Consider the following 14413-nt stretch of genomic DNA (forward strand, 5'->3'; position numbering starts at 1 on the left):
TGTGTCACTTTCTATATTTATCATATGCAATCATTATACAACATGCCTATCGCAAGTGGTACGGGCGGCAATTCATCCCTGTGGGTCTTTAAGGACACCACAGGGAGTTCTTGCCGGAAGTCTTAAATTTATCATTTAAATATATGTCCGGACATTCGAAGTGGAAACAGATCAAAAGGCAGAAGGGGGTCGCTGACGTCAAGAGGGGAAAAGTATTTTCGCAGCTTTCCAAGATGATAACCATAGCCGCAAGGAGCGGAGGAGATCCGGATTTCAATCCGAATCTCAGGATCGTCATTGAAAAGGCGAAAAAGTCCAATATGCCGGCGGATAACATCGAGAAGGCCATAAAAAAAGGAACGGGCGAGCTTGCGGGCGCTACGATAGAAGAAGTGACCTATGAGGGCTACGGACCCGGGGGGATCGCTATCATCATTGAATGCACCACGGACAGCAATAACAGGACGGTTTCCGAAATGAAGAACATTCTTTCTAAAAATGGCGGAAGGTTCGGTGAAAGCGGAAGCGTCAAGTGGATGTTTGACCGATTCGGGTTTATTGACATTGAGACACCGGTCCCGGGGATGGACAAAGACGAGCTGGAGATGAATATAATCGATGCCGGAGCTCAGGATTTTGAAGAGATCGGAGACTCGATCGTTGTCTATATGAGACCCGAAGATGTATACAAGGTCAAAGAGAGCCTCGAAAAGAAGAAGATTGCGGTCCAGGAAACCGGATTTGAGTGGAGGCCGAAGAACAAGATCAAGATCGCCGATGAAAATGTGTCAAAGCAGATCGAGACGCTTTTTGACGCGATCGACGCTCATGACGATGTGAACGAAATATATTCGAATATGGAAGAATAAAGAAATGAAAAATTAAAAAATCAAAAATAAAAATTACAGTTAAAAATGAAAAATAAATTTTAAATATCAATGGTTTGAGCGATACTTTGGATTTTACATTGTCATTTTCCATTTTTATATTTACATTTTACATTAAATCCATGATTATCCTCGGCATTGATCCGGGAACTGCAACGACTGGATTCGGAGTTCTGGAAAGCTCAGGCGGCAAGATATCCGCGATCGATCATGGATGCATATTGACCGATTCAAAACTGGAAATGCCCGAAAGGTTGAACCTTATCGGAGAACAATTGAAAAAGATAATAACTAAGTATAAACCCCATGCTATCGCGGTTGAAGAACTGTTTTTCTTCAAGAATGCAAAAACTGCCATTTCGGTCGGCGAGGCGCGCGGGGTTGTTTTGTATATCGGAAAAAGCATGGAACTTGAGGTCTTCGAATACACCCCTTTACAGGTCAAGCAGGCGGTGGTAGGCTATGGGCGCGCTGAAAAAAAGCAAGTGCAGAATATGGTTAAGATGATCCTCGGCCTAAACGTCATTCCCAAGCCGGATGATGCCGCAGATGCGCTAGCCGTCGCGATATGCTGTGCAAACAGCATGAAACTTGAAGGAAAAATAAATAAAAGCAGATAAATTTATGCGAAATGAGACATTCTATGAGTATGGGCGCTATAAGGACATTGAAAATAGGGAAGATACATTGATAAGCTTTAAGAAAGAAGTTGCTGATAGCGGTATAATTGAACAGCTCTCAGATTTGGCTAGTGTTTATAAAGAACGGGAAGAACAAGGCCTATTCTATAACAATGACAAAGACTGTTCTTATATTGAAATATATACGGAAAAATTTAAAAAAATAATGTCTGATCCGGAGGCGTCATGGAAAGACATAGAATCAGCTTTCGGCAGTATTGGTTATGTGCTAATGAGGCGTTGCCCAGGTTATGATACAAAGTATTCGTCATCAGAAACCACGGGCTCTTTAGGAAATCTGATTGATTATTTTAACGAATTGAAAGAGAAGATAGGATTATTCAGGGATATTGTGGAGAATTTTGAAAATCAAAATAAAATGGTTAAGATTGAAGTTAAGAGATGTCTGATGTTTGCGGAAGAAATATGTAAAAGGCTTAAAAAAACATCATCCTTGCCATACTTCTCATTGACAGTCCCGGAGTTAAAAGAAAAAACGAAAGAACTTGATCAATGTTTAGACGACCTGGAAAAGGAAGCGGGCCCGCTAGAGGAAGATCTGCTGGAAGAGTTCGCTTCCCGGCAAGGGTCATTGCTTACCCACAAGGAATGTTTTTTTTCAGATGGTTCAAGAGAAGGGCTGTTGAATCCCGATGACGAGATCGAGATCGATATAAGCAAATCAAATAAAGAAGAGGATGAGGAAGAAGGAAGAGATTTTCAGGGATATGAAATGCGGGCAAGAAATAAGAGAATTGCAGAAGAACAACCCCAAGCTGAATTTAATGGAACAATTTCAGAAGGAAGCAATGAAGATTTGAAGCAGTTCATCAAAATTATGGACATTCCCACGAAAGAAGGCCGTTCTATAGGATATAAGGGCGAAGCCGAAGCAATAATCAGTTTAAAGAGAAAAGGGCATGCGGATGATTATAAAATAATTGTAGCAAGAAATGAAGGAAAAAAGATCATCGGAATTGCAGCATTGGAAAGTAGGGATAAAAAAAATGCGCATATAACAATGCTTGCAGTTCTGCCGCAATATCATAGTCAAGGAACCGGAAGCGCAATTCTTTCGCACATTAAATCGGAATACGATTCAATAGACCTTAGCGCAATTCCGAAAACATCTGATTCAGATCATGAATATGAATATTTCAGCGAAAAACTAGATAAATTTTATAAAGAAAATGGATTTGTCTCTGCAAAAGAATGGCATAAAGACATAGTTAGCATGGATGACAAAAATGAGGCGGGAAAATGGCATGAAATAAATAAGGGAGTTGAGGCATTTGGACTGAATAATGAATACTTTTATACAAATAAGGTTATTGAAAAGCTGTTTTCTTCCCTAATATCAAATAAGGACGAGAGCAGTAAATTTTCTCCTGAAATAATATCTGATCTTGAGAAGTGGAAAGAAATTTATGATGAAAAGATGAAAACATATAAAGAAAGAGAGTCTTTAAACAGGATAAGAAGAATAAAAAAATAAATTCAATGATTGGAAATAATAAACGGCGGACAAGGCATAAGCCATTTGTTATTTTGCATTATCCTTTTTAGCTTTTAGTTATTAACTTTTAATTTTACACCATGTCCGAAATAATACAATTCATCACCAGCCAGGGAGTCGATGTCGAGATGGCCTATCTTATCCTGTCTCTTCCGTATCTTGCGACACTCATCGCAATTTTCAGGCAGGTCATCGGAATAAAATCTTTTGGAATTTATACCCCGCTGGCGCTCGCCTTCGCTTTCTGGGCGACGGGGCTGAAATATGGCCTTGCGATATTCATCATTATCCTTGCAACCGGAACATTGGTAAGATATTTCCTCAAGAATTTCACTTTGCTTTATATTCCCAGGATGGCGATCGTGATCACGGCGATCAGCATTGCCACGCTCGCGATGCTTACGGTGGGCGGATATATGCAAAAAACCGCACTGGCCTCGACCTCGATCCTTGCGATCCTCATTCTTATAACTTTGATAGAGAAATTCATATCCACCCAGGTGGAAAAAGGATTCAGGACCGCCTCACTGCTTTCGATCGAAACGCTTATTATTTCCACAGTCTGCTATTATATCGTGATCTGGGACAAGTTCAGGAATCTCGTGCTTGAACATCCGGAATATATCCTTCTTCTGTTCATTGTGAACCTGCTTCTGGGAAGATGGACGGGGCTGCGCCTCAGCGAATATTTCAGATTCAAAGGAGTAATCAATAACGCAAAAAATGAATAAGAACATCCAAGGCGCTCTAGGCATGAACGCCAGAAATCTCCTATATGTAAGGCCTTACAACAGAGGCAGCGCCATCAGGCTTGCGAACAACAAGCTCAGGAGCAAGGAGGCGCTATATAAGGCCGGCATACCGGTTCCGAAGGTCTATGGAATAATCAGGAACAGGAAGGAGCTTGAGGTTTTCAAGTGGGATATCCTTCCCAAAAGTTTCGTTTTGAAGCCCAATCATGGCGGCGGCGGAGAAGGCATAAAGGTCATCTTCGGACAGAACAAAGATGCCAGCTGGGTTTCGACAAAAGGGGAGAAGATCACCATTGCTGATCTTTCAAGCCATATCATGAACATTTTTGAAGGGTTTTATTCTCTTTCCAGGATGAACGATATCGCCTTTTTCGAAGAAAGGGTCAAGCTGACAAAGACGTTCAAGCCGTATGCTTTCAAAGGGATCCCCGACATCAGGGTCATTGTTTTCAATAAAGTTCCGGTGATGGCGATGCTGAGGCTTCCCACCAAGGAGTCCGGAGGAAAAGCGAATTTGCATATGGGCGGGATCGGAGTGGGAATAGATATTTCAACCGGCGTAACAACTCATGCCATCATGTACGATCAGCTGATAGAAAAGACTCCCGATACGAAACTTGTTCTCAGGGGGATCAAGATACCATACTGGAGAGAAATATTGGAAATCGCGATCAAATGCCAGGAAATATCGAAGCTTGGATATGTTGGCGTGGATATCGCCATGGACAGAGACAGGGGTCCTGTGGTTCTGGAGATAAACGCGCATCCGGGACTTTCCATACAGAACGCGAATCTCGCCTCGCTCAAATATCGCCTGCAGAAGGTGACAGGGATCAAGGTGAAGAATGAAGCTCACGGCATAAGGCTGGCGCAGGATCTTTTCGGAGGGGAGATACAGCAGGAGATCGAAGAAATTTCGGGAAAGCAGATCGTCGGCATCGTCGAGCTGATAAAGATAAAGCGCGAGGGGCAGGAAGATACCGAACTGAAGGCAAAGATCGATACGGGCGCTGATCTTTCATCAATGGACAAGAATCTCGCCAAAGAATTGGGCTATGAAGATGTTATAAACGAATTCGATGAAGATGTGAAAAATATGCAGATCGGAGAAAAATCGGATAAGGCGGATCTGGACAAGAAGATAAAGGATAAGATCGCCAAGTGGGGAGACAAGTTCGATACTGTGGTAGTGAAATCGAGCCATGGGTCCTCATACAGGCTGGTGATAAAAATGGACGTGTCTCTTGCGGACAAGGAAGTGGTTTCAAAAATGACCATAACGGACCGGAGCAATCTCGAGTTTCCGGTCATAATCGGGAGAAAAGACCTCGGAAAATTTCTTGTGGATCCGAGCAAGAGCCAGACTTCCATCGTCCAGAGGCTGGACTATGGATCCATTTCAAGCCTGAAGACCAAAGGGATCGGGGCCATAATCAGCTCCATCTCGGCAAGCGAGAAAGACCTGGCTGAAGTGAATCTGAATGCCATAAAGAAACTTTCATATTATTCCGACGAGATAGACAAAGCGGCCGGAAAGTTCAATGACGTGTACTCGTTCATAAATCCGTTCGGAAAGGCAGGAAAAGATTATGCTTCCGAGATAGAAGATTTTCTGGCCAATGTGGAGAAAAAAGAATACAATCCGACCTTCTATTATCCGACATTGGTCAATGTCAAAGCGAAAAATCTTGAAACTGCGATGGGAAAGCTGGATGACATCCTGAAAATGGCCAAGATCGAAGATAATGAGTGTCTGAAGCAGATAGTCCAGGAGTCGATAGTTCTTATGAAATATAAGATCAGCTTTTTGATCGCCGTTATGGAAAAGAACGAGGCAATGTCTTTCGAATACGCAAAGAAAATATATGGCGATATAAGCCAGGACCTGGTGAAAAAAGCGGAAGATGTCTATCAGGAAATACTGGCGGCGAAGGAGGAGCAGGTGGGCGACGAGAACTATCTCAATCTCAAAAAAACCATATTTGACGACGGAGCCATCAGGGATAAGTTTAAGGAAGCGCTTCTTGCGATGGGCATCGGGGGATGGGATGTCGTCATAGACAAGGACTCAAGCCAGATCGATGTGAAGTTCAATTCGCCGAAATACGAGAAGCCGACCATTGTTATTCCTGAAGGGAGGAATCTGAACGGAGTGAATCTTATGAGAAGGGTCATCCATGAGATTGTCCACGTAAAGACGAATGCCAACAATAAAGACATGGGACTCGGAGGAGTGATCTTTGGGCGCGACTACGAGCTTTATCAGGAAGGCGTGGCCAAGATAACCGAAAATGATCTGATGAATGATATCTTTGGTGTGAAAAAAGAGCTTCCGAATCCCTATTATGTGCTTGCCATGAACCGGATCAGAAAAGGAGACAGCTATCACAAGACGTTTGATTATATATACGATCTGAAGGTGAAGGAATATCATTCGAAGGGAATGGATGAGGAGTCGATCGCAAAACTTTCGCAGAAAGAAACATTATTCATCCTGAGAAGAGTGTTCCGGGGATTCAGGGAGAGTCTTTCGAAGGGAGAAGCGTATTTTCCGAAAGATAAGATGTACCTTGAGGGGGAGGTACTTGCCAAGAAAATATTTGATAATGGTTTTGGAGATTACATGGTAGCGGCGAAGGTCGATCCCAGCCTGCTGCCTCTTTTCATCAAGCTTGGGATCGTCAGGAGGGAAAAGGTGAGATATAAGCTCGAGAACGATCTTGAAATATACAGAAAGATCTTTCTCAAATAATTTTCAATAATATGGAAAATAAGAGGAATATAATATTATTTCTTGGAACCGCGTATAACAGCAATATCGATGACGTGGAAAATTTTGAAATTTCGCAGAAGAGGGAATTCCGCACGGCGGTCCTGACCTCGCGAGAGATGGATCTCAATGAAAAGCCGCCCAAACAGGAAGGCATGGAAAAAAGATTTGATTTTGTCCTGAGGTGCGATACAAAAGATGTCAGGGATATCGAAAGATCCTTGAATTCGGTCAAGGACGAGATTGCGATCGTTTTTTGCTATTTCGAATCATGGATGCCGCTTTTCAGGCGCCTGGTGAAACTGCTTCCCGGTGTGAATATGCCGAGCGAAGGATCCCTTGAGATATGCAACAGCAAGCTTGAGATGAGGAAAAGGTTCATCGGGAAATATCCCGAGATCACGCCGAAGTTCATGCTCATAAAGGACGTGAACAGCGTATCCGAGATCATACAAAACATAGGATTTCCTTGCGTTACGAAACCTCTCAATCTCACCAAGAGCAGACTGGTTATAAGATCCAATAACAGGGAGGAATTGGAAAAAAATCTGAAAAATACGTTTGAAAAGATCAGCGAGGTCTATAGGTCCGTACATTCGGAAAGCGAACCGATGGTCCTTGCGGAAGAATATATGGAAGGAGAATTATATTCCATTGACGCCTATGTGAGTCCGAAGGGCAAGACGTTTCTCACTCCGATAGTCAGGGTCGTGACCGGCAAAGACATCGGAATAGATGATTTTTTCAATTATTATCGGGTGACCCCCGCCAAGATCACCGAAGAAGACGAGAAGAAAGCGCAAGAAGCGTCCATCAAAGCCATAAAAGCGACCGGACCGACTTCGGTGACCATACACATCGAGCTAATGAGGACGACAAACGGAGACTGGAAAATAGTCGAGCTTCAGACCAGGCCGGGAGGCTATCGGAACGAAATGCTGAAACTTTCTTTCGGTATAAAACATTATGAAAATGATTTTCTGAACAGAATGGGAGGGAAGCCGGTAATTCCGAGAAAGCCCAGATCATATACGGCGGTCCTTGAGATCTTTCCGGAAAAAGAGGGGAAGATAGTTTCAGTTGAAGGAATTGAAGAGATGAAAAAAATGCCGTCCTTTCTGAGATTCGAGCAGGCGAAAAACCCGGGAGATATGTGCGGATTTTCCCGCGACGGCTATACATATGTTCTGCAGGTGGTCTTGAATCACAAAGAAGAAAAAATGCTGTATGATGATCTTGAAAAAATGAGGAATATAATAAAAATAAAGATCAACTAATATGGAAAAAATAAATACCATAAGATCGATCAGTTCCGTACTCCTGGCCGAAGAGGCCATGAAAAGGGGCATAAAAGTTGAGCATATCAATCCTTACAGATACGATGAAGCATTCCTGGATCTCGGCTATGAAGGGCATCGGGAAGTTTTGATCGGCCAGAGAAGCTCAAAGACCTCGCTTGAGGCGTATTGGATATTGGAAAACAAGGATCTGACCAGGATCTTCCTGCAAAGAAGCGGCATCAGTGTTGCCGAGGGCAGGGTATTCAGGAAAGAAGACGCAAAAGAAGTGCCCGGTTATTGCGATAGCATAGAATATCCCGTAGTTGCAAAAAAGATCGCCGGTTCTCACGGAGACATGGTTTTTGCGGGAATAAACAACGGCAAGGATCTTGATGAAGCATTAAGCGCGATCTTCCAGGTCAATAGCCTTGTGCTGATAGAAAAAAAGTTTGACGGAAAAGAGTTCAGGATATTGGCTACGAAAAGAAAAGTGATCGGAGTGATAAACAGAGAACCCGCAAATATCACGGGAGACGGAATCCATAAAATAGGAGAGCTTGTCGAAATGAAGAACAGGGATCCGAAAAGGGGGGATGAGCACGACAGTTTCCTTACAAAAATAAAGATCGATGAAGCGGTCATCAAAAAATTGTCCGAACAGGGGCTTGCACCGGACTCCGTTCCGGCAAACGGAGTAAAAATATATTTAAGGAATAACTCGAATCTTTCAACGGGAGGGGATAGCGTTGACTATACCGACATAATCCATCCCGGATATAAGAAGATCGCAGTCCGGGCAGTCCGGGCCATCCCGGGGCTTGCATATTCCGGGATCGACCTGATGTCCCGGGATATTTCGGAGAAACCTGCGCCCGGCAGTTATATCATCATCGAAATGAATTCGTCTCCCGGATTGCGTTCGCACCATGAGCCATATTCCGGAAAATCCAGGAATGCCGCAAAGGAAATCATAGACATGCTTTTTCCGGAAACAAAAAAATAAGATCAGAAAGGGACATCTATTGCAGTGTTCAATATCCTGCTAAAATACTCATTATAATCACATGGGAAAAAAAATATCGAGCATAAAATCAATAAGCTCTGTTATTCTGGCGGAAGAAATTTTAAGAAGAGGGATCACGATAGATCACATAAATGATTATCAGGAAGAGATGGCTTTTATGGAGCTGTCGTATAAAGGCCATTATGAATATATCATCGGGCAAAAAAGCTCGCAGATAACCTCGACGGCGGATTATGCGACCATAAACAAAGCTCTTGCCAAAAGCCTGCTGGAAAGGGCGAAGATCAGCGTTGTTGAGGGGAAACTTTTCAACAGAAAAAATATAAAAGAAGTTTACGCATACATAAACAAGATCGGTTACCCCGTCGTCATCAAAATGGTCGATGGGAACCAGGGAAGGCTGGTCTTTGTCGGCTTGAAGAACAGAAAAATGTGCGAGAAGGCCATTAAGGAAGTGCTTGCGGACAACGACTATGTCCTGGTCGAGAAATATTTTTATGGAAAAGAATACAGGATCCTGGCTACAAAAGACAAATATGTCGCCGCAACCCACAGGGAACCGGCCAATGTTGTCGGAGACGGGATCCACAGCATCGGGGAACTCATTGAAATTAAGAACAGCGACCCCAGGCGCGGTGACAGCTCCCTGGACATCTTCGTAAAAATAAAGATCGATGATGTTGCAAGAGGAAAGATCGCGGCAGAAGGTCTGAGGCTGAACAGCGTTCTTAATAAAGGAAAAAAACTTTATCTCCGGAGCAATTCCAATATTTCCACAGGAGGAGACAGTATTGATGTGACCGATCGCGTGCATCCTGAATTGAGAAAAATAGCCGTTAATATAATTCGCGCTATTCCGGGCCTTGCATACGGGGGCATAGACATCATGACCAATCAGGACATATCCATGAAGCCTACGAAGAAGAGCTATGTCGTACTGGAGGTAAATTCCTCTCCGGGAATATCTCTTCATCACTATCCCTACGAAGGAAAGCCGAGGAATGTGGCGGGGGAGATAATCGACATGCTGTTTCCGGAGACGAAGAATAAGTAAAATGAGATCTTGCATAAATAGAAGAATTGAACAGGAGGAAAATATTCACAAAATTAATCTGTATAATAAATATCCGGTATGCCATCAAAAAACGAAGAAAGGAATATTGTTTTGTTCATAGGAGATGTTTCGGCAAAGTATATCAAGACCATAAACAAGATAGAAAAGGACACGAGAGATAAGTTCAGGATCGCAGTGATCACGGAAAAAGACGGTTATTTTTCTTATGAAAATGAGGATTGTCCGAGAAAAGTTGACTATGTGATAAAATGCGACGTTACCAGCGAAAAGGATATCCGCGACGAACTGGAAAAAATAAAGAACAACATTTTTTCGATCTGCTTCTATGCGGAAAAATACGGAGATCTGTATTATAAAGTGTCAAAGATAATCAGGCTCAAGAACAGCACTCCGGCTGCAGCCATTGAAAAATGTACGGATAAGGTGAAAATGAGGAATGCTTTCTATAAACATGATCCGAAAATTACGCCAAAATTCATCCTTGTAAACAGTAGAAAGGATATCAATGAAATTAACGAGAAGGTGGGATATCCATGTATGTTGAAGCCGGCGCATCTCAGTAAAAGCAGGCTGATAACCGTTTCGCATGACATCAATGATCTCAGGAATAATATTGACCATATTTTCGGGGAGATCAAAAGCGTTTACGAGAAGATCGGCGTGAAGGTTAAGCCGAAGGTCTTGGCCGAGGAAATGATGGAAGGAAAAATGTATACGTCCGGGATCTATGTCGATAAGGATCAGAAAATATATTTTACGCCCCTGGTGCGAATTATCACGGCGCGCGACGTCGGAATGGAAGATTTCCATCTTTATGCGAGGATCACTCCTTCGGGCCTGGATCAGGCTGAAATAAAAAAAGCCTTCAATGTTGTGAGAAAAGGCGCAAAGGCTCTGGGCCTGAAGAACACCACTGCGCATTGCGAACTCATGAGGCTGGATGACGGAAGCTGGAAAATTATCGAAGTGGGAGCAAGGATCGGGGGATACAGATACAGGATGTTCAAAAATGCCTATGGCTTCGACCACATCGAAAATGACCTCCGGATAAGATTGGGCAAGAAACCTATCATCAAGCACAGGCTGAAATATTTCTTTGCGGCTATTGAATTTTTTCCGAAGGAAGACGGGATCATAGAGTCCATAGACGGTTTGGACGACGTCAAAAAATTGCCGTCCTTTCTCAGGATGATAGTCGACAAGAAAGAGGGGGATCACGCCGGACTTGCCAAAAGCGGTTATACCAGCGTCGTTAATGTCTTTCTGAAAAACGAGTCGGAAAAAATATTCGATAATGACCTCAAGGAAATAAAGAATATCATCCGGATCGGGATGAAAAGCTGATGATCCGCGGTTTGGCATATTAAACAAAATATTATTGTTTATCAATTATATTAAAAATATGGGCAAGCGTTATGAAAATATCTATTCGGACATAAGAAGAGCCGAAGGTGACCGGGATATGGAAAACGCCATAGAAGAAATGAGCGATGAAAGCGTTTCCCGGTCCATAGAGGATGAAGCAGAGTCATATGGCATGGCGGAAACTGAAATGATGATAAAAAGCCTTGATCTGGATGAGAGCAAGACGGGAAAGGAAAAAACCAGAAAGGAACTGAAAGAGCTCATGGATTATTCCAAGGAGATCAGCGCAATAACCGATAAATTCGATCTTCTTGTGACTATCGAACCAAAGGGTGAGAATGGCAGGGATATGAAAGAAGAGTTTGAAGCATTCTATCAGAAAATAAAAGAGAATCTCAGTTCGGAAAAGAACCTATCCGACGAAGAATATTTGAAGATGTGTCCGACCTTTACTTATCCGGGAAAAGGTAAAATTGATCAGGTCGAGATAAGGGATGTGGAAATGAAATTGCAGGAATTGGAGCGCAGGGCCGGCAGTCTTGAAAATGAAAATGCCAAAGTCATTGTTTCCGATCTTATAAAGATGGGGATGAGCAAGCTAAGCTTCTACGAGCATTTCGCAAAAGGCGAAAGCGATCAGGCATTTGAACAGTCAAAGAACTATTACGGGGATGTAAGCGACGATCTGTGCAAGAAGGCCAATGAAATCTATGAAGACAAGATAGAATATCTCAAGAACAGGCCTGAAAAAAGCGAGCTTGAGAACGAGCTGGAGGATTCAGAATTCAATGCGGAAGAGATCAGGACATATTTCGAGCTTGCGCTGATAAAGGCCGGACTGAAAGATGGCGGATATAAAGTGGTCATAGATAATGAAATTTCCAATATCAGAGTAAGCGCCAAGACGCCGAAATATGATCATGGGGTCGTTCTTATTCCCGCGGACAAGAAGGTGAGCGGAATAAGAATGCTGGAACTTTGTGCGCATGAGATCGGCCTGCACGTGACAACCAATTATTATAATGAAAAGAATGGTTTCAAGGGGCCAATGGGGGAAGGCTGGGATACCGTAAATGAGGGAGTTTCAAAGAGGAGCGAATTGGAGATCAAAAAATAAGTGCTTGGGGATTCTTTTCATGACTATGAGATCAATGCCGATCCGTATTATGTGATGGCTATGGAAAAAATAAGGGGAGGGAAAAATGGCGAGGGGAAATATGAAAATGGGTGGAATTATGCGAAGGTTTTCAAATATATTTATGATCTCAATTTGGAAGAAAATCTATGCGGGAACGGATATCATAAGCTGGAGTAAAGCCTGGTCTCTGAGCCGGAGGGAGAAAAAAAGGATCTGAGCATAAAAATGGCAAAAATAAAGGAAAAATGCGAGAAAGAAGCGATAAATACGGCCAAAAGAATATGTCTGAGGACTTTCAGAGGGTTCGATCCCAAATCCGGCGGCAAATATCTTTCCAAGGACAGGATATATTTCGGCGGCGAAACAGAGCTATTCGATCTGGAAAATGCCGGGTCGATTCGGGAATTTGAAAAATATGTCCGCCTGTCCAGAGTCGATCCGAAATTCATTCTATATCTCATCAAGATGGGAGCCTATGCATATGACAGAGGATTGAAAGCCGCCAAAGATGTGGCCAAGACGATATGGAAAGACCTCGATCTTCCGAATAAAGAAGTTCTTCAGGGGAAGAAAGACTATGAGCTTTTCCTTCCGTATTTCAGCGAGTTCATGGAAAAATATTATAAGGATGATCTATATAATCTATATGACAAACAAGATCAGGCCGGAGGGGAATAAGAAGGGAATTTATTAAACTATATTAATCAGAGACAAATCATCATGGATTCAAACCGCAAAGAGATCAGGCTTTTCTATCTCAGTTTCAGCATTTTTCAATTCGCGAACTCGATCGTGCAGATCTTCATACCGCTTTATTTCTATAACAAAGGGTTTTCACTTTCTTCCATTTTATTGTTCTTTGCCATAACGCAAGTCGGGAGATTGGCTTTTTTGCCGGTTGCCGCCTGGCTTTCGAGCTCTTATGGCGCAAAGAGGATAATGAGCGTATCCTTCTTTTTCTCGATCATCTATTACATTTTTTTGGGCATGGTGGAAAACGTATCCGGAGTATTCTATGCCAGCGCATTTATTTTCGGTTCCGTGCAGGCTTTACAGTGGCTTCCTTTCCTGGTACATCTTTCCAAGATGTCTCCTGATGAAGACAGGGGAAAGATCTACAGCAAGCTTAGTATATATACGACGATCGGCAATGCGCTGGGCCCTCTCCTTGGCGGATTCATTATAAGCCTTTATGGTTTCAAATTCGTGTTCTATGCGGTCATTGCGCTGATCCTGCCGGCTATATATTTTCTTCTTCTGACCCCCGAGATCTCGAAGATAAGAAAGATCAAATTCAGCCTGGTTAGCATCAGGAAGATCTATCCGGATATGATAGCCAATGGCGCATTCAATTTTGAGATATATCTCGGCAATACCATCTGGCCAATCTTCATATTTGCGATCCTTCCGCAATATAATACTATAGGATTCATACAGACTGCGTCGCTTTTTATCTCGCTTATCGCTCTTCATTTCATCGGAAAATGGACAGACCGGTCCAGAAGAAAAAAAATCCTGCTCCTGGGAAGCGTTCTCAACAGTTTTACGGGTTTTTTCAGGATCTTCGCAAATTCTTTTCTGAGCATATTCATGCTAAACAGCGCCGCTATCTTCACCGGAACATTGCAGGGCATACCATGGAATGTGAAACTTCAGGAGCATATGGACAAGGAACCCCGGACCGAATATGTCGCCATATTTGAGATCGGCGGAGCCTTGATCGCTTTTTTGGGGCTTCTGGCCTTCGCGGTCATTTCAATTTTTTTGCCGTTCAAAGATGTTCTGATCTATGGCATTATTGTCAGCGCCATATCCGGATTATTTGTGAATTTGATCAGGGAGTAGATAGGTTTCAAAAATACCTGATATACTATATAATAAAAGATAAGAGAAGCGGTACTTTTGTCAGGCGCAAGTGTTTTTTTA

13 protein-coding genes are annotated in these 14413 nt (G+C 42.8%); all 13 read left to right on the forward strand.

Annotated features, from left to right (window positions below; genetic code table 11):
- The first annotated feature begins 143 nt into the window (after positions 1-143).
- The 13 genes from WC788_08530 to WC788_08590 all read left to right on the forward strand — a co-directional run bounded on the left by WC788_08530 (position 144) and on the right by WC788_08590 (position 14332).
- The gene (locus WC788_08530; GenBank protein ID MFA6097640.1) at positions 144-869 is read left to right on the forward strand and encodes a YebC/PmpR family DNA-binding transcriptional regulator; all 726 of its coding nucleotides are present in this window, start codon (positions 144-146) and stop codon (positions 867-869) included.
- Between the two features lie 140 nt (positions 870-1009).
- Entirely contained in the window at positions 1010-1507 is a 498-nt protein-coding gene (ruvC, locus tag WC788_08535; protein ID MFA6097641.1) for a crossover junction endodeoxyribonuclease RuvC, read from the forward strand.
- Between the two features lie 4 nt (positions 1508-1511).
- Complete coding sequence (locus WC788_08540) at positions 1512-3062, forward strand: GNAT family N-acetyltransferase (protein MFA6097642.1); 1551 nt, start codon at positions 1512-1514, stop codon at positions 3060-3062.
- A 101-nt stretch (positions 3063-3163) separates the two neighbouring features.
- The gene (locus WC788_08545; protein MFA6097643.1) at positions 3164-3814 is read left to right on the forward strand and encodes a 7TM domain-containing protein; all 651 of its coding nucleotides are present in this window, start codon (positions 3164-3166) and stop codon (positions 3812-3814) included.
- Positions 3807-6587 (forward strand): tyrosine/phenylalanine carboxypeptidase domain-containing protein, encoded by a 2781-nt coding sequence (locus WC788_08550; GenBank protein ID MFA6097644.1) that lies wholly within the window; start codon positions 3807-3809, stop codon positions 6585-6587. The genes WC788_08545 and WC788_08550 overlap by 8 nt, the downstream gene beginning before the upstream one ends.
- An 11-nt stretch (positions 6588-6598) precedes the next feature.
- Positions 6599-7882: an ATP-grasp domain-containing protein gene (locus WC788_08555; protein ID MFA6097645.1), complete on the forward strand. Its 1284-nt coding sequence runs from the start codon at positions 6599-6601 to the stop codon at positions 7880-7882.
- Between the two features lies 1 nt (position 7883).
- Entirely contained in the window at positions 7884-8888 is a 1005-nt protein-coding gene (locus tag WC788_08560) for a glutamate ligase (GenBank protein MFA6097646.1), read from the forward strand.
- Positions 8889-8949: 61 nt separating this feature from the next.
- Positions 8950-9963, forward strand: a complete 1014-nt coding sequence (locus tag WC788_08565; protein MFA6097647.1) for a hypothetical protein — start codon at positions 8950-8952, stop codon at positions 9961-9963.
- Between the two features lie 78 nt (positions 9964-10041).
- Positions 10042-11328: an ATP-grasp domain-containing protein gene (locus WC788_08570; protein ID MFA6097648.1), complete on the forward strand. Its 1287-nt coding sequence runs from the start codon at positions 10042-10044 to the stop codon at positions 11326-11328.
- Between the two features lie 58 nt (positions 11329-11386).
- The gene (locus WC788_08575; protein ID MFA6097649.1) at positions 11387-12466 is read left to right on the forward strand and encodes a tyrosine/phenylalanine carboxypeptidase domain-containing protein; all 1080 of its coding nucleotides are present in this window, start codon (positions 11387-11389) and stop codon (positions 12464-12466) included.
- Complete coding sequence (locus WC788_08580) at positions 12467-12664, forward strand: hypothetical protein (GenBank protein MFA6097650.1); 198 nt, start codon at positions 12467-12469, stop codon at positions 12662-12664.
- A gap of 48 nt (positions 12665-12712) precedes the next feature.
- Positions 12713-13165 carry a hypothetical protein gene (locus WC788_08585; protein MFA6097651.1) on the forward strand — a complete coding sequence of 151 codons (453 nt, stop codon included), beginning with the start codon at positions 12713-12715 and terminating at the stop codon, positions 13163-13165.
- 42 nt (positions 13166-13207) lie between these two features.
- Entirely contained in the window at positions 13208-14332 is a 1125-nt protein-coding gene (locus tag WC788_08590) for an MFS transporter (protein ID MFA6097652.1), read from the forward strand.
- The last annotated feature ends 81 nt before the right edge of the window (positions 14333-14413 follow it).

This window comes from Candidatus Paceibacterota bacterium, from assembly GCA_041661265.1.
In the GTDB taxonomy this organism is placed as follows: domain Bacteria; phylum Patescibacteriota; class Minisyncoccia; order JAHIHE01; family JAGLIN01; genus JBAZUT01.